Genomic DNA, 15959 nt, shown 5'->3' with positions numbered 1-15959 from the left:
CACGAGCGGCAGCGCCAGACAAACGCAGAGAGACACTTGAATGGTCAGGACGACCGGGGTGGGCAATGACGGGAGATCAGAAGTTCCAGCGCAGGTTCAGGCAGGCGCCATTCTCGATCAGGGCAATACCGTGGTCGGGCCGGGCGGCTTCATAGGCATAGTGACGGCCGTCGTCCCGGTTGCGGCTGAAACGCCAGCTCAGGAGGCGGGAACCCAGGGTGGTGAGGGCATCTTCCTCTTCGGTGCTGTCGAAATCACCGGACATGCGATCCTGGAGTTCGGTCAGCTCTTCCGGGTACAGTTCGGCCGCAATCGCAGGGCGTTCGTTGGCCTCGGCACGCACCACGAAAGCCACCAGATTGAGAGCGAGAAGCACCAGAAAAATGCGAATAATCATGACGGACCTGACCTGTTTCCAACGCCGGGAATGATAAAGATGTCTAGATACAAAGTCTAATGATGAGGGGCCATTGAACCGTGATTTCCCGCACATTCAATTCGCTTTTTTGTCACCCGGATGATCATTTTTTGTCAAGTTTCCGGCGCGAAATGTTACCGCGTGTAACCGGCCCCGCCCGGGGCCGGTCAGCAGGCCTTCAGGGGCAGGGATAGGTGTGTCTGGTGTGCACCGCTTCAATGGCGTCCAGCACATCATCCGCCAGCTGAACGGCCTCGGATGACAGGTTTTCATCCAACTGGGCCAGGCTGGTGGCACCAATGATGTTGCTGGTCAGGAAGGGCCGGCTGTTGATATAGGCGAGGGCCATCTGGGTCAGCGACAGGCCGTGTTCCCGGGCCAGATTGGCGTAGGCCCGGGTGGCCGCCTCCCCCTGTTCGGTGGTGTAGCGGCTGAACCGTGTGTAGCGGCTGAGGCGCGCCCCTTCCGGGCGCCGGCCGCCCAGGTATTTGCCGGTCAGCATACCGAAGGCCAGTGGCGAGTAGGCCAGCAGTCCCACCTGCTCCCGGTGGGCAAATTCGGCGCCGGCCAGCTCGAAGGTGCGATTGAGCAGGTTATAGGGATTCTGGATGCTCACCACCCGGGGCAAGCCCTGCTGCTCCGCCAGCTTCAGGTACCGGGCCACACCCCAGGGCGTTTCGTTGGACAGGCCGATCTGCCGCACCTTGCCCTCATCCACCAGTTCACCCAGGGCCGCCAAGGTCTCCTCGATGGGCGTCGCCTGTTCGTCCGGATTGTGCTGGTAGCCCAGCTTGCCGAAGAAGTTGGTGCTGCGCTCCGGCCAGTGCACCTGGTAGAGATCGATGTAGTCGGTCTGCAGCCGCTTCAGGCTCTGCTCACAGGCGGCGCGGATGTGGTCGCGGGTCAGGCGCGGGCCGCCGCGCAGGTAGGTCAGGCCATTACCCGGGCCGGCCACCTTGGTGGCAATCACCAGGTCGTCCCGGCGGCCGCGGCGGGCCAGCCAGTTGCCCAGGTATTGCTCGGTCAGGCCCTGGGTTTCGGCACGGGGCGGTACCGGGTACATCTCGGCGGCATCGATGAAATTGACACCAGCCGCGGTGGCCCGGTCAAGCTGCTCAAAGGCCTCCTGTTCGCTGTTCTGCTCGCCCCAGGTCATGGTGCCCAGGCAGATCAGACTGACGTCGATATCGGTATTACCCAGCTTGCGCCTCTGCATAACCTCTCCTGATGTGAAGTGATAACCCTGACGATTGGACACTAGCATTACGGTGATCCGCAACGGACGGACTCTCCCGCCCCTGCCCTTCAAGAGATTGTCACAGGACAGTCGTCTGGCTGTCACAACCGGTTTCCATAGTGGAACAGGTCAAAGCCGGTGGGCCGCCTGCGGGCTTTCAGCCGCCGGAACCGGATCCATCCAGTACGGGAACAGTCATGTCCGACGTCACAGCCAACCAGAACGGACGCCATATTGCCCTGGTGAGCGAGACCTTCCTGCCAGAGGTCAACGGCGTGACCAACACCCTCAAGCACCTGTGCCTGGGCCTGATGAAACAGGGCCACCGGGTGACAGTGGTGCGGCCGCGCCAGGCCCGGGAGACGACGGGGGCGATGCTGGCCGCGGCGGGCGAAGCCCTGTTCAGCGCCGAGGTACTGGTACCGGGTGCGCCCCTGCCGGGCTATCCGGAACTGCGCTTCGGGCTCTGTCGCAGCGCCACGCTTGCGAGGCTCTGGTCCGGCCAGCGCCCGGACGCGGTGTACATCGCCACCCAGGGGCCGCTGGGGATCGCGGCGGCCTCCGCCGCCGGCCGCCTCGGCATTCCGGTCAGCTCCGGCTTCCACACCAACTTCCACAGCTACAGCCACTACTACGGCGCCGGCTTCCTGGCCGGGCTGCTGTGCCGATACGGCCGCTGGTTCCACAACCGCACCGACCTCACCCTGGTACCCACCCGCCGCATGCAACGTCAGGTCCGGAGCATGGGCATCGAGGCCTGCTCGGTATGGAGCCGCGGCGTGGACTGCCAGCGCTTCGCCCCCCACAAGCGGGACAACGAGCTGCGCCGACAGTGGGGGCTGGGCCCCGGCGACCGGGCCATCGTCTATGTCGGCCGGCTGGCGGCGGAGAAGAACCTGCAGATGGCGGTGGCCTGTTACGAGCGCATCCGCCAGCTCCACCACCGGGCCCGCTTCATCCTGGTGGGGGACGGTCCGCTGCGGGAACGCCTGGCGGCAAGACACCCGGACTATATCTTCTGCGGAATGCAGCAGGGCGAGGCCCTGGCCCGTCACTATGCCTCCGGCGACCTCTTCCTGTTTCCCAGCAAGACCGACACCTTCGGCAACGTGGTGACCGAGGCCATGGCCAGTGGTCTGGCGGTGGTGGCCTACGACGATGCCGCCGCCGGTGAACACCTGCGCCACGAGGAAAACGGAATGGTGGCGGCACTGGACGACGACGACGGCTTTGTCACCAGCGCCCTCAAACTGCTGGACCAGCCCACCCTGCTGGCCCGGGTGCGCAGCCAGGCCCGCCTTGACGCCCTCGACCTGCAATGGTCGGTGCTGGTGGAGCAATTCGCCAACCTGATTCTCAGCGTCCAGCCAAAGGAACACAGCCATGCGGTCAAGCAAAGCCTCCCGATTCTTTGAGCTGGTGGACCAGCGCGAATTCGCGCTCTGCCAGTCCATCAACAGCAGCCTGAGGTTCCGGCCGGTGCAGGGCTACTTCAAGGTGGTGAGCCGGCTGGGTGACGGCTGGTTCTGGTATGCCCTGATCCTCGCCATGCCGGTGCTGCGGCCCGCTGACGGCCTGGCCCTGGCGCTGCTGATGGTGGCCAATGGCCTGGTCTGCACCCTGGCCTACAAGTACCTGAAAAGCCGGCTGGTGCGGGAGCGCCCGTTCATTTCCTTTCCCTCCATCAACTGCGGCACACCGCCCCTGGACCGCTACAGCTTCCCTTCCGGCCACACCCTCCATGCGGTCTGCTTCACCACGGTGGTGGGCCTGATGGCACCCTCACTGCTGCTGCCGCTGCTGCCCTTCACCCTGAGTGTGGCAGCGTCGCGGGTTGTGCTGGGACTGCACTATCCCTCCGATGTGGCGGCGGGGGCGGTCATCGGCGGCGGCCTTGGCGCGCTGGCGGTGAGCTGGCTGGCGGCCGACTTCCTGGTGATGTTCGGGGCGGCCTGATGTGGTTCAGTCGAACAGCCGCAGCTGGGTCACCGGCGCCTCGTCATTGCGGAACCTGACGCCAAGACCCAGCAGCCGAACCGGCCGGGCAGGATCGGTCATCAGCTCGGCCAGCAGCGGCGCAAAGTCCTCCTCCGTCGGCTCGATGATCCGTTCACGCACCCGCTCCAAGGTGTGGGTGGAAAAATCGCTGTAGCGGATCTTCACGAACAGCTTATGGATGGGTTTGCGGCCGGCCTTGCGGCTCAACCGGCGACCGAGGTCCTCCACCAAGGCCGGAATCACGCTGTCGCAGGCGGCCTTGTCCGGCAGGTCCTGGGAGAAGGTACGCTCGACGCTGACGGACTTGGCGATGCGGGTGACGCTAACCCGGCGGTTGTCCTCACCATGGGCCATCTCGTACAGCCGCACGCCCTGGCGGCCGAAGCGCTCCACCAGCTGCTCGGGCCGGCACTGGCGGATGTCGCCGCAGGTGATCAGGCCCATGGCGTGCAGTTTGGCGGCGGTGACCTGACCGACGCCGTGGAGCTTCTCCACCGGCAGGGTCTTGACGAAGTCCGCGACATCCTCCGGCCGGATCACGAACAGACCGTCCGGTTTGTTCCAGTCGCTGGCAATCTTGGCCAGGAACTTGTTGGGGGCGACGCCGGCAGACACGGTGATACCGACCTCCTCCCGGACCCGCTTGCGCAGATACTCCGCCATCAGGGTGGCGCTGCCCCGGTGGCTGTCCACCTCGCTGACATCCAGGAAGGCCTCGTCCAGCGACAGCGGCTCCACCTGGTCGGTGAGTTCCCGGAAGATCGCCATTACCTGCTGTGACACCGCCTTGTAGCGGGCCATGTCCACCGGCACGGTCACCAGGCCCGGGCAGCGCCGGCGGGCCTCGGCGCCGGGCATGGCGGAGCGCACGCCGAATTCCCGGGCCCGGTAGTTGCAGGTGGTCACCACGCCACGGCCGCCCTCGCCGCCCACCGCCAGCGGCACGTCACGCAGGGAGGGGTCGTCACGCATCTCGACGGCGGCGTAGAAGCAGTCACAGTCGAGGTGGATGATTTTGCGCTGGGTCATGGCTGGCCGCTGCTATGGCAAGAGTCTGTACATATGTACAGCCTTGTATCTTACGGTAACATGCCGAGAATGTCAGGGTTGCTTTCAACCAGAGGCCAGCGCCCATGTCACAGCAGATCCCCGACCCGACCCAGACCGAAATCGAGGCCGCGGCCTTCCGCCGGCTCGTCAGCCACCTGCAGAAACACACGGAAGTGCAGAACCTGGACCTGATGAACCTGGCCGGCTTCTGTCGCAACTGCCTGTCCAAGTGGTACCGGGCCGAAGCCGCCGAGCGGGGCTTCGAGATCAGTGATCCGGAAGCCCGCGAGCGCATCTACGGCATGCCCTACGAAGAGTGGAAGTCCCGTTACCAGACCGGTGACAAGCAGCCCCACAAGGATGATGGCGGACAGGCGTCATGATCCTGGCCCGGGCCATGCAGATCCACCTGGCCTCCCTGAACGCCGGTCACGCCGACTTCGAGGATTCCCTGGCGCTGGTGGAACGCTATTTCGACTATACACCGGCGGCCTTTTACAACGGTCCGCTGCGCAACGAGGCCGGCCAGAACGAGGGCTCCTGCAAGCTGTTCGCCCTGGCCCAGCACTGCAACCTGTCCGAGGTGGACACCCTGGCCTGCTTCGGTCGGCATTACCGCCAGGTGCTGGACGAGCCCACCGGCAGCAGCCATGGTAATATCCGCCAGTTCATGGGCACAGGCTGGTCCGGCATCCGCTTCGAGACACTGCCCCTGCGCCCCAGGCCAACCGAGTCGGCCGAACCCGTCCAGCAAGAGACCCCATAATGAGCGAGACCGCCGCCACCGACGCCGAACAGAGTTTCCAGCTCAAGGGCGCCACCGTCGCCATGACGGCGCTGGAACTGCATTACTTCGACGCCCGGGCCTTCGAGGCCAACCTGGAGGACAAGATCCGCCAGGCGCCGGGCTTTTTTCGGGACATCCCGCTGATCATCAGCCTGGAGAAGTACCAGGGCGCGGCCAACGAACTGGACTTCTTCCAGATGATCGGGGTCTGCCGCCGCCACAACATCCACGTGGTGGGGGTACGGGGCGGCAACGACGATCACCGGCGGCTGGCGCGCAACGCCTCCCTGGCCCTGCTGCCCGCCAGCACCAGCCGCGAACGCCCGGCTCCGGATACCGCACAGGTGGTGGATGACAAAACCGTAACCAGCGACAGCGCCGAGCCGGCCAGCACCGCCGGCACTGGCCCCGCCCCTGCCCGCATCGTCACCCAGCCGGTGCGCTCCGGCCAGCAGGTGTACGCGCCGGACGGCGACCTGGTGGTGCTGGCGCCGGTGCAGGCCGGTGCCGAGGTACTGGCGGCCGGCAACATCCACGTCTACGGCCCCCTGCGGGGCCGCGCCCTGGCCGGCGTGCACGGTCTGGAATCGGCGCGGGTGTTCTGCCAGTCGCTGGAGGCGGAGCTTGTGTCTATCGCCGGACACTATAAAATCTCGGAGGATCTTCAGGACCAGGGCTGGAAGTCGGCGGTCCAGATCCAGCTAAGGGACGACCTGCTGGTGGTGACACCCCTGGACAAGGCCTGAAACCTCCCCACATTCGAATACAGCAAACAGGACTGCAACCTTGGCTAAAATCATTGTCGTTACCTCAGGTAAGGGTGGCGTAGGCAAGACCACCACCAGCGCCTCCATCAGTACCGGTCTGGCCCGCCGCGGCCACAAGACGGTCGTGATCGACTTCGACGTGGGCCTGCGCAACCTGGACCTCATCATGAACTGTGAGCGTCGGGTCGTGTACGACTTCGTCAACGTGATCCAGGGCGAGGCCAGCCTGAACCAGGCACTGATCCGCGACAAGCGCGTGGACACCCTCTACATCCTGCCGGCCTCCCAGACCCGGGAGAAGGAAGCCCTGACCAAGGAGGGCGTCGAGAAAGTCATTACCGAACTGTCCAAGACCTTCGAATACATCGTCTGTGACTCCCCGGCCGGCATCGAGCACGGCGCCCTGATGGCGCTCTACTACGCCGACGAAGCCGTGGTGGTGACCAACCCCGAGGTGTCCTCGGTGCGGGACTCGGACCGCATCCTGGGCATCCTGCAGAGCAAGTCACGGCGCGCCGAGCGGGGCGAGGAGCCGGTCAAGGAGCACCTGCTGCTGACCCGCTACAACCCGGTCCGGGTGGACAAGGGCGAGATGCTGTCGGTGGGCGACGTGGAGGAAATCCTGGCCATCCCGCTGCTGGGCGTGATCCCCGAATCCCAGGTGGTGCTCAACGCCTCCAACCAGGGCACCCCGGTGATCCTGGAAGACGACAGCGATGCCGGCCAGGCCTACGAGGATGCGGTCGCGCGGTTACTGGGAGAGGAGCGGGAACACCGTTTCATGACCGCGCAGAAAAAGGGATTCTTCTCACGCATGTTCAAGGGGTGACGACGGATGAGTTTCTTCGACTATTTCAAGGCCAAGAAAAACACCTCCGCCTCGGTGGCCAAGGAGCGCCTGCAGATCATCGTGGCCCACGAGCGCGGCAAGCGTGACCAGCCCGATTACCTGCCCCAGTTGCAGCAGGAGCTGCTGGCGGTCATCCGCAAGTATGTCCAGATCGACGACGACATGGTCCAGGTGGAACTGGACCGCAACGAGAACTGCTCGGTGCTGGAGCTGAACGTCACCCTGCCGGAGTAATCCGGGGTCCTTCATGCGCCGGTCGGCTGGCAACGCCGGCCGGTCATATCGGGCCAAACCCCGTGTCCGCCCGAGCAAACCTCCACCCAGTTCACAAACCGCCCCGGCATCGATCCAGGCCACTCCGGCACCATGCTAGACTGCGGTTCCATCCGGTTGAATCGCCGCCAGGGCTGTTGCCTTTTCTGGAGCTTTTTTCATGCCAAGCCGTCTTGTTCATGCCGTCGCCGGCAGCCTGCTGCTGATTGCCGGCTGGTGCCAGGCCGAGGTCCTGCCCGCCGAAAACGCCGACTGGCAGCTTCAGAAAGAAGTCGACGATATCCGCATCTACACCATCGACCAGGACGATTCGCCGTTTCGTGCCTTCAAGGCCGAAGCCCTGCTGGATGTGCCCCTCAGCAACGTCATGGCGGTGATGCTGGACCCCACCTCCTGCCTGGAGTGGGTCCATGGCTGCTCCGAGTCCCGGGCCTTCGGCGCCGGTGATTTTGCCGACCGCTACGCCTACTCGGTCAATGACATGCCCTGGCCGGTCTCGGACCGGGACTATGTCATCCGTATCCGCACCCAGGGCAACGAGGCCAACGGCGAAGTGGTGATGAACCTCAACGCGGTGCCGGCCCGGCAGCCGGAACAGGACGGCCTGGTGCGGGTGGACCGCTCCGACACCCTGTACCGGTTTGAGCCGGTGGGCGACAAGACCCGCATGATCTGGCTCCAGCACACCGACCCCAACGGCGCCCTGCCGGGTTGGCTGGTGAATTCACTGCTGGTGGACATCCCCCTCAAATCCATGCAGCAACTGGAGCGGGTCGCCGCCAGCCCCCGCTACGACCACCACGAGCTGGTCTACGACGAGCAGGGAAATCTGGTGGACGTGCGGCAAATCCCGCAAACGGGTGATGACGAAAACAACGGGAAACGCTAAGCTCAGGGTACTAGGAGCAATCCAATCAGGACCCAACCGCATGACCGTTCTCGCTTACGAGATCATGACGCCCAGCGTCAAAGCCGTGCCGCAGTCTTGGACCATGGAACGGCTGGCTCGCTTCCTCACCGACAACGAAATCACCGGCAGCCCGGTCACCGATGACAACGGCGAGATCGTCGGCATCGCCACCCTGAAAGACATCACCGAATTCCGCTGGTCCTCCAGCCGGGACCAGGAGCAGCAGGCCGATCTGACCCCGGAAGAACAGCAGGAAGCCCGCCGCCTGCGCATGGCCATCTTCGAGGAGATGGGCAAGGTGCCGGTGGAGGTGCGGGACATCATGACCCCGATCGTCCTGTGCGTGGACGAGCAGACCACCGTCAAGCACATCGCCGATGTGATGATGAAGGAGCACCTGCACCGGATCTTCGTCACACGGGACAAGAAAATCACCGGCATCATCACCACCTACGACATGCTCAAGCTGATTTCAGACAAGGCCCTGACCCAACGCTGTGCCAGCGACTGACGTCCCCGGCACCTCGTTCATGCACCACCCAGCCGCCTGCCAGAGAGGTATCGCGCCTTATGCCAAGAGCACCGCAAGCTCGGAAAAAAATGTACGTCCTCGACACCAACGTGCTCATCCACGACCCCAACGCCCTCCTGAACTTTGAAGAACACGACGTCATCATCCCCATGACCGTGCTGGAAGAACTGGACAGCCTGAAGTCCGGCAAGCAGGCCGTGGCCGCCGACTGCCGCCAGGCCATCCGCACCATCGACCGCCTGCTGGGGGACGCCAGTCCCAAGGAGATCGAGCGGGGCGTACCCATCGTGCGGGCCGCCAAGGCCGAGCCCCTGGGGGCGCTGTCGATCCTGATGAGCACCGAGCACAACAGCGATCATGCCCTGCCCGAACACCTCAACGACAACAAGATCATCAACAACCTGGCAGCCCTGCAGGCCCGGCACAAGTCCCGCGACATCATCCTGGTGAGCAAGGACATCAACATGCGCCTGAAGGCCCGGGGTTTTGGCGTCGAGGCCCAGGATTACCACACCGACCAGCTGGTGGACGACATCGACCTGCTGCCCAAGGGCTACAAGGAGTTCCCCAATTCCTTCTGGGACAACATTGCCAAGGTGGAAACCGTCCAGCGCGAAGGCGTCACCGAACACATCCTCAAGCGCGAGGGGGAACTGGCGGGGCTGCACATCAATGAGTTCGTGATCGACCAGCAGGGTTTCGTGGGCAAGGTGGTGGACATCGAGGGCGACCGCCTGGTCTTGCAGGACCTGCACCAGGAGGACCTGATGAACGAGGAGGTCTGGGGCCTGGTACCACGGGACATATACCAGTCCCTGGCGCTCAACCTGCTGCTGGACCCGGACGTGCACCTGGTGAACCTGACCGGTTCCGCCGGCTCCGGCAAGACCATCCTGGCGCTGGCGGCCTGCATCGAGATGACCGTGGCCAGCAAGCAGTACAAGCGTATCATCGCCACCCGCAGCACCCAGGGCCTGGACGAGGACATCGGCTTTCTGCCCGGCACCGAGGCGGAGAAGATGGAACCCTGGCTGGGGGCCATCGTGGACAACCTGGAGGCCCTGCACGAGGACGACGAGAACATGACTGCCAGCGTCGACTACATCCTCAGCAAGGTGCCGCTGCACTTCAAGTCGCTGAACTACATCCGGGGCCGCAGCTTCCAGCACAGCCTGATCATCATCGATGAGTCCCAGAACCTGACACCGCACCAGATCAAGACCATCATCACCCGCGCCGGTAACGGCTCCAAGGTTATTTGCCTGGGTAACCTGGCGCAGATAGACACCCCCTACCTGAGCGGTCTCAGCTCCGGCCTGACCTACATGACCGAGCGCTTCAAGGGCTTCCGCCACGGCGGCCATATCCACCTGCAGGGCGTTCCCCGCTCGGCGCTGGCGGAATTTGCCGAAGCCAACCTCTGACCTGCTACCCGGGAGCACCGGCCGGTGCTCCCGACTTCCCGCCTGATCTCAGACCCGGAACTGGCCGGCGGCGTGGCGCAGCTCCGACACCGCGGTGCCGATACCCTGACTGGAATTGTCCGAGCGCTGGATCGCCGCCACCGTCGCCTCCGCGGAGCGGGCCATGTCCATCACGTTGGCGCTGATCTGGTGGGCCTGGGTACTCTGCTCCTCGGCCGCGGCCGAAATGGTAACAGCGCGGCCCTGGAGTTCACCCAGCAGACCACTGATCTGCTCGATGTGCTCGTCGGCGGCGTGAAACTGGCGGGTGCATTCCGCCACCCGGCCGGAGGCCTGCTCGATGCTGGCCACCGCCTTGCGGCTGCCGGCCTGGAGGCGGTCGATGATGTCCCGGATCTCGGTGGTGGAGTGCTGGGTCTTGCGGGCCAGGTTGCGGACCTCGTCCGCCACCACCGCAAAGCCGCGACCACTCTCACCGGCCCGGGCCGCCTCGATGGCGGCGTTCAGTGCCAGCAGGTTGGTCTGGTCGGCAATGGTGCCGATCACCGACAGCACCGAGCCGATCTCCTCGCTCTGCCGATCCAGCTCCGCCACCACCGTCGCGGCCGCCTTCACCTCCGCCACCATGGCATCCAGTTCGGTCCGGGCCTGGCGTGAGATGTTGGCGGTGGCGTCGCTCTCGGCGTTGATGTCCTGCACCGAGCTGGCCACCTGCTGGATGTTCTCCGCCACTTCCTGGATGCTGCCGGAAATCTCGCTGACGGTGGTGGAAACCTGGTCGATCTCCGCCTGCTGACGGTGCACCACCTGCACCGCCTCACTGCTGGCCTGGCGCTGCTCGCTGGCGGCCCGCTCGGCGGTGCCGGCGGCGCTGTTGACCTGGCTCACCACGGCCTGGGTGCGGGCGATGAACTGGTTGATGCCATCCGCCATGCGGGTCAGCTCGTTGCGCCCGCCCAGCTCCACCCGCTTGCGCAGGTCGGCGTCGCCCTCGGCGATGCGCCAGATGGCGGCGTCCAGCCGGTTGATGCGTACCAGAACGCCGGCGCCCAGAATCAGGGCAACCAGCACCAGCAGCACCAGATTGGAGCCGATGGAGAAGCTCGACAGGGTGGCGGACAGCGACGCCGCCTGCTCACCGATCCGGGCCACCGTGGCCTGGATCTCGGCGCCGGTGCTGGCCTCGATTTCCGCCAGACGGGCCTGCAACTGCTGGCTGACGTCGGCGGTCTGGCGCTCGAGGGTGTCGCTGACCGCCGCGGCGCTGGCCGCCACCGTGGCGTCGAACTGGGCTTCCAGCTGCTGCATGTCCTCGGCGATGGCCTGGGTGGAAAGGCCCAGCTTGAGCTGGCCAATGGCCGAGCCCTGGGGTGCGATATCGGCGGTGATGATCACCACATTGGGGTCGCGAGTGGCGGCGTCCAGGACCTTGCCTACGGCACCACGGCCCTCGCCGGCGGCCATCAGCGCCTTGACCCGGGGGTCGGTGCGGTCCACGTAGCGGGTCAGGCGCTCGCCATACTGATCGAAATAGGCGGCGAACAGAACCGACTCCCGGGCATCCACCAGCTCCACCAGGCCGGTGAGCTTGGGGGTGTCGCGATCCCAGATCAGCGGTGCCGCCACCGCGGCCATGGCATCCGCCAGGCCCTGGGCCTCCGCGATCACCGCCTGACGCAGGTTGTCGGCAATCTGGGCCTGGCGCTCATCCAGCTGCTCCTCCAGCTGCCGGGTCAACTCCCGCGACGCCTCCTGCTGCATGGCCTGCAGGCGCTGATCGACGCTGGCGCTGGCCTGGCTGAACTCCTGGCTGACCCGCTCGCGGCCGGCCTCCAGTGAGCTTTCCACCGAACCCGCCAGCGACCTTACCTCACCGCCGATCAGCCACTGACTGACCAGCAGCTGGACCAGGGCCACCAGCAGCAGCACCACAAATACGGGGCGCAGCAGGCGGCTGCGCAACAGGTTCTGGAAAAACGTCAGATTCATGGCGGTCCCTGAGTCAAGTGGGGGCGGCTGCCCCGGCCATAGCGGGTTTCTGGAACAAGTATGAACCTGCGCCAAGCAGGATTCGCACCATGGATGTCCTACATTTGTGCACTTTTGTTGACTTTTGTGTCCGTGCGTTCTGGCCCGGCGGCCAAAGTCGGTACAGATGTACCGGTTTACTGTGACCGCAACCCCTAAAGGGATATGACAACAACGACAAGAGGTCCGCCCCATGAATCTGTTGAAAGTCCTGGCCTGCGCCGGCACTGGCCTTATCCTGACCGCCTGCGGTGGTGGTGGCAGCGGCACCGGCAGCGCCACTGACAACCTGGCAACACCGGAAGCACGCGACCCCCGGCAGCCCACCGAAGCCGTCACACCCCGGCAGGTCAGCCGCCCCCTGCCCGCGAGCCAGGCCGGACTGCCCGCGGCTTCGTGCCAGTCCGGCACCGACCTCAGTGGCGGGCGCAGCTACCGGGTCGCCATGCCCTCCCGCGTGGACGGCGCCGCCATCGTATTCCAGGTGTTCGAGCCCACCACCTTCGACTGCCAGACCGGCCACCCGCTGATCCTCCAGGGCCACGGCTTCTCCGGCTCCCGCAGCACCGAGGCCGGCAGCGACCCGCTGGCACCCATCGAGCCGCTGGTGGACGCCGGCTACACGGTGATCAGTATCGACCAGCGTGGCCATGGCGAGAGTGGCGGCACCATCCGCGTCATGGATCCGGATTTCGAGGGCGAGGATCTGGTGCAAATCGTTGACTGGGCCGAAAACCACCTGGACTACCTGGCCTACCGGCAGGACAACCTGCTGCTGGGTGCGGTGGGCGGCAGCTACGGCGGCGGCTTCCAGTACCTGCTGTACAACGTGGACCCGGACCAGCGCCTGGATGCCATGGTGCCCCAGATCACCTGGCACGACCTGACCTACAGCCTCAACCCCGGCGACGTCACCAAGAACTACTGGCTGCTGGCCCTGTCCGCCATGGGCGACGCCCAGACCGGCTTCAGCATGGACCCCTTCCTGCGCAGCTCCCTGCTCAACGGCATTGCCGAGAACCGCTTCCCGGCGCCGGCCCTGGACTTCCTGCACTACCACAGCCCCAGCTACTTCTCCGACAACGAGCGCGGCCTGGCACTGCTGGACAGCGGCAACACCACCGAATACATCCTCGACCCCATCACCGGCCAGGTGCCGGTCACCAGCGACGGCCGCTACATTATCAAGACCCCCATGGCCGAGCCCTACCCGGTGGATGTACTGATGTTCCAGGGCATGCGGGACAACCTCTTCCCGTTCAACGAGGCCTATGAGAACTACCTCACCATGAAGCAGGCCGGCGGCGACGTGCGCCTGCTGACCTATCCCTTCGGCCATCACTATCTGTCGCCGAGCGTGGGCCTGATCCAGGAGTCGATCCAGAGCGGTGGGTTCTACGCCGAAGCCCTGCCCCAGTTCCAGGACCAGGGCCTGGCGACACTGTCGAGCTGCGGCGACATCGAGCTGGTGCGGGCCACCCTGGCCTGGTTCAACGACAAGCTGCTGGGGCGCGGCGACGCCGACAACGTCATCACCAGCGGCCAGCAGGTATGCTACACCCTGACCCCGGGTGACTCGGTGAACGCACCGGCGGTCACCGTCGGCGGCCAGGCCTTCCCGATCCAGGGGCCCAGTGTTCTGGGTATTGAAGCGCCGGTCACCGTGCTGGCGGGCGCCAACCCCGTGCCTACCCTGGTGCCGCTGACCACGATCAGCGACGACGCCGTCATCGCCGGCATCCCCACCGCGGACATGACCCTGAGTTTTGGCAGCGAGCTGCTGGACAGCCAGTGCCTGGAAAGCGCCGACCCGCTGCTGGGCCTGGGTACCTGCGACGCCATCCTGTTTGCCGGGGTTGGCGTGATCAAGTCGGGCCTGGGCATACCGGAGCTGATCGATGAGCAGGTCCATCCGATCCGCGGCCTGGGCCGCCACCAGATCCAGTTGACCGGCATCGCCGAGCGGCTACAGCCCGGCGATCAGCTGGTGCTGATGCTCTACGGCCAGCACCCCACCTTCGTGGGCGCCTTCTCGCGGGATCTCACCAGCTTTGTGGTGCAGGCCAGCGGCGAGGTAAAACTGCCGCTGCTGAGCGCCGATGGGCAGAGTGCGCTGGCGGCAAACCAGCCTTGAGACAGAAGGAAGACAGCCCAGGGGGCGGTGGTTACCGCCCCTGCAAGGTCGCCACCAGCCGGCGGCGGCCGGCCTGGTCGCGGTGTTCGCACAGATAGAGGCCCTGCCAGGTGCCCAGGGCCAGGCGGCCGCCGGACACCGGGATGGTCAGGGACGAGCCCACCAGCACGCTCTTGATGTGGGCCGGCATGTCGTCGGGGCCTTCGGTGGTGTGTTCATAGTGGGGTTCGTTTTCCGGCACCATCACGTTGAAGTGCCGCTCCAGATCACCGCGCACATCCGGATCGGCGTTCTCGTTGATGGCCAGGGAGGCGGAGGTGTGCTGGATGAACAGGTGCAACAGGCCCACCTGGCATCCGCTCAGGTCCGGGACCTGACGCAGCACCTCGTCGGTGATCAGATGAAAGCCCCGATCACGGGCCCGCAACTCGATGGTGGTCTGTTCCCAGATCATCGCCTGCTCCCTCCTTGCCGCGCCCGGTCTATTTCTGCTGCTCGTCCCAGGGATGGACGGGCATCACCGCCTCGCCGTTGGTGTCCGGTTCGATGGAGGAGCGGAAGTAGTCCATGACCTTCTCCGCCTCCGCCAGCTCGTCGAAACGGGCGATGTGGTAGATGGCTTCGCCCTCGTTCACCAGCGGCAGGTTGTTCATGCCCACCACGATACCCGAGAAGGGCGTGGTGATGGCGGTCTCGGTTTCACCGAAAGGATCCGCCACCACCGCCAGTTTCTGGCCCTTGCGCACGCGCTGGCCGAGGCGGGCAATGGGCCGCATGATGCCGTCGATGTCGGCCCGGACCCAGCTGGAGCTGGCCGCCACTTCCGAACGCTTGCGGGGCTTGGAGCGGCCGGCCTTGACCGGCAGCATCTCCAGCGTCCGCATCACCCGGTTGACCCCGCGCACGCCGCTGGAGATCACCACATCGTCAAAGCGCAGGGCTTCGCCGCCCTCGAAGGTGATGACCGGGATACCCTTGGAATCAGCATACTCCCGCAGGGTGCCCTCCCGCAGGCTGGCATTGAGGATGATGGGGGCACCGAAGGCCTCGGCGATCAGCGCGGTTTCCGGATTCCGCAGCTCGGCCCGGATCTGGGGCAGATTGAAGCGATGGATGGCGCCGGTGTGCAGATCGATGATGTGAGTGACGTTCTCCATGATCTGGGTGCGGAACAGGTAAGCGATCCGCCCGCCCAGGGTTCCGGTCTCCGAACCGGGGAAGCAGCGGTTGAGATCGCGCCGGTCCGGCAGGTAGCGGGTGCGGTGGATGAAACCGAACACGTTCACGATGGGTACTGCGATCAGAGTACCGCGAAGATGCCGCAGGGAAGCGTTTCGCAGCACCCGGCGGATGATTTCCACCCCATTGATCTCGTCGCCATGCAGGGCGGCACATACCAGCAGTACCGGGCCCTCGCGGCGGCCGTGCACCACTTCCACCGGAATGTGCAGCGGCGTGTGGGTATAGAGTTTGGCCACCGGCATTTCCACGGTCTGGCGGGTGCCCGGTTTGATCTCAGTACCGGCGATGAAGAACGAAGCCCTGGCCATG

General features: G+C 65.2%; 17 protein-coding genes. 11 read left to right on the top strand and 6 right to left on the bottom strand.

Going from position 1 to position 15959, the window contains the following annotated elements:
- Positions 1–76 precede the first annotated feature (76 nt).
- Both R3280_RS02725 and R3280_RS02720 read right to left on the bottom strand, forming a co-directional pair.
- Complete coding sequence (locus tag R3280_RS02725) at positions 77–397, bottom strand: hypothetical protein (protein ID WP_318997044.1); 321 nt, start codon at positions 395–397, stop codon at positions 77–79.
- A gap of 199 nt (positions 398–596) precedes the next feature.
- The gene (locus R3280_RS02720; RefSeq protein ID WP_318997043.1) at positions 597–1634 is read right to left on the bottom strand and encodes an NADP(H)-dependent aldo-keto reductase; all 1038 of its coding nucleotides are present in this window, start codon (positions 1632–1634) and stop codon (positions 597–599) included.
- Between the two features lie 218 nt (positions 1635–1852).
- Between R3280_RS02720 and R3280_RS02715 the strand changes: the two genes are divergently transcribed.
- Positions 1853–3070, top strand: coding sequence for a glycosyltransferase family 1 protein (locus R3280_RS02715; RefSeq protein WP_318997042.1), 1218 nt, complete (start codon positions 1853–1855; stop codon positions 3068–3070).
- Entirely contained in the window at positions 3039–3611 is a 573-nt protein-coding gene (locus tag R3280_RS02710) for a phosphatase PAP2 family protein (protein WP_318997041.1), read from the top strand. The genes R3280_RS02715 and R3280_RS02710 overlap by 32 nt, the downstream gene beginning before the upstream one ends.
- A gap of 6 nt (positions 3612–3617) precedes the next feature.
- Here the strand turns inward: R3280_RS02710 and dinB are convergent, their stop codons facing one another.
- Entirely contained in the window at positions 3618–4682 is a 1065-nt protein-coding gene (dinB, locus tag R3280_RS02705) for a DNA polymerase IV (protein WP_318997040.1), read from the bottom strand.
- A gap of 104 nt (positions 4683–4786) precedes the next feature.
- Here dinB and R3280_RS02700 point away from each other — a divergent pair, with 104 nt between their 5' ends.
- The 8 genes from R3280_RS02700 to R3280_RS02665 all read left to right on the top strand — a co-directional run bounded on the left by R3280_RS02700 (position 4787) and on the right by R3280_RS02665 (position 10246).
- On the top strand, positions 4787–5086 hold the full coding sequence (locus tag R3280_RS02700) for a DUF1244 domain-containing protein (RefSeq protein WP_318997039.1): 300 nt from the start codon (positions 4787–4789) through the stop codon (positions 5084–5086).
- Positions 5083–5469, top strand: a complete 387-nt coding sequence (locus R3280_RS02695; RefSeq protein WP_318997038.1) for a HopJ type III effector protein — start codon at positions 5083–5085, stop codon at positions 5467–5469. The genes R3280_RS02700 and R3280_RS02695 overlap by 4 nt, the downstream gene beginning before the upstream one ends.
- Positions 5469–6236, top strand: coding sequence for a septum site-determining protein MinC (minC, locus tag R3280_RS02690; protein WP_318997037.1), 768 nt, complete (start codon positions 5469–5471; stop codon positions 6234–6236). Before R3280_RS02695 ends, minC begins: the two co-directional genes overlap by 1 nt.
- Before the next feature lie 40 nt (positions 6237–6276).
- Complete coding sequence (minD, locus tag R3280_RS02685; RefSeq protein ID WP_318997036.1) at positions 6277–7086, top strand: septum site-determining protein MinD; 810 nt, start codon at positions 6277–6279, stop codon at positions 7084–7086.
- 6 nt (positions 7087–7092) lie between these two features.
- Positions 7093–7341, top strand: a complete 249-nt coding sequence (gene minE / locus R3280_RS02680; protein ID WP_318997035.1) for a cell division topological specificity factor MinE — start codon at positions 7093–7095, stop codon at positions 7339–7341.
- Positions 7342–7540: 199 nt separating this feature from the next.
- A complete protein-coding gene (locus R3280_RS02675; protein ID WP_318997034.1) occupies positions 7541–8269 on the top strand; it encodes an START domain-containing protein in 729 nt (242 codons plus the stop codon).
- Positions 8270–8309: 40 nt separating this feature from the next.
- Positions 8310–8801 carry an HPP family protein gene (locus R3280_RS02670; RefSeq protein WP_318997033.1) on the top strand — a complete coding sequence of 164 codons (492 nt, stop codon included), beginning with the start codon at positions 8310–8312 and terminating at the stop codon, positions 8799–8801.
- 89 nt (positions 8802–8890) lie between these two features.
- On the top strand, positions 8891–10246 hold the full coding sequence (locus R3280_RS02665; protein ID WP_318997032.1) for a PhoH family protein: 1356 nt from the start codon (positions 8891–8893) through the stop codon (positions 10244–10246).
- 48 nt (positions 10247–10294) lie between these two features.
- Here the strand turns inward: R3280_RS02665 and R3280_RS02660 are convergent, their stop codons facing one another.
- The gene (locus R3280_RS02660; RefSeq protein ID WP_318997031.1) at positions 10295–12235 is read right to left on the bottom strand and encodes a HAMP domain-containing methyl-accepting chemotaxis protein; all 1941 of its coding nucleotides are present in this window, start codon (positions 12233–12235) and stop codon (positions 10295–10297) included.
- A gap of 232 nt (positions 12236–12467) precedes the next feature.
- On the opposite strand from R3280_RS02660, the gene R3280_RS02655 reads away from it, so the two are divergent.
- Positions 12468–14408, top strand: coding sequence for an alpha/beta fold hydrolase (locus R3280_RS02655; protein WP_318997030.1), 1941 nt, complete (start codon positions 12468–12470; stop codon positions 14406–14408).
- 31 nt (positions 14409–14439) lie between these two features.
- On the opposite strand, the gene R3280_RS02650 is transcribed toward R3280_RS02655, so the two are convergent.
- Both R3280_RS02650 and R3280_RS02645 read right to left on the bottom strand, forming a co-directional pair.
- Complete coding sequence (locus tag R3280_RS02650; RefSeq protein ID WP_318997060.1) at positions 14440–14859, bottom strand: secondary thiamine-phosphate synthase enzyme YjbQ; 420 nt, start codon at positions 14857–14859, stop codon at positions 14440–14442.
- A 31-nt stretch (positions 14860–14890) separates the two neighbouring features.
- A complete protein-coding gene (locus R3280_RS02645; protein WP_318997029.1) occupies positions 14891–15958 on the bottom strand; it encodes a M14 family metallopeptidase in 1068 nt (355 codons plus the stop codon).
- Between the last annotated feature and the right edge of the window lies 1 nt (position 15959).

The sequence above is a fragment of the Marinobacter sp. genome (genome assembly GCF_033722195.1).
GTDB lineage: Bacteria > Pseudomonadota > Gammaproteobacteria > Pseudomonadales > Oleiphilaceae > Marinobacter.
The sequence above is the reverse complement of the archived record's forward strand: the minus strand, read 5'-3'. Positions and strand labels throughout refer to the sequence as shown.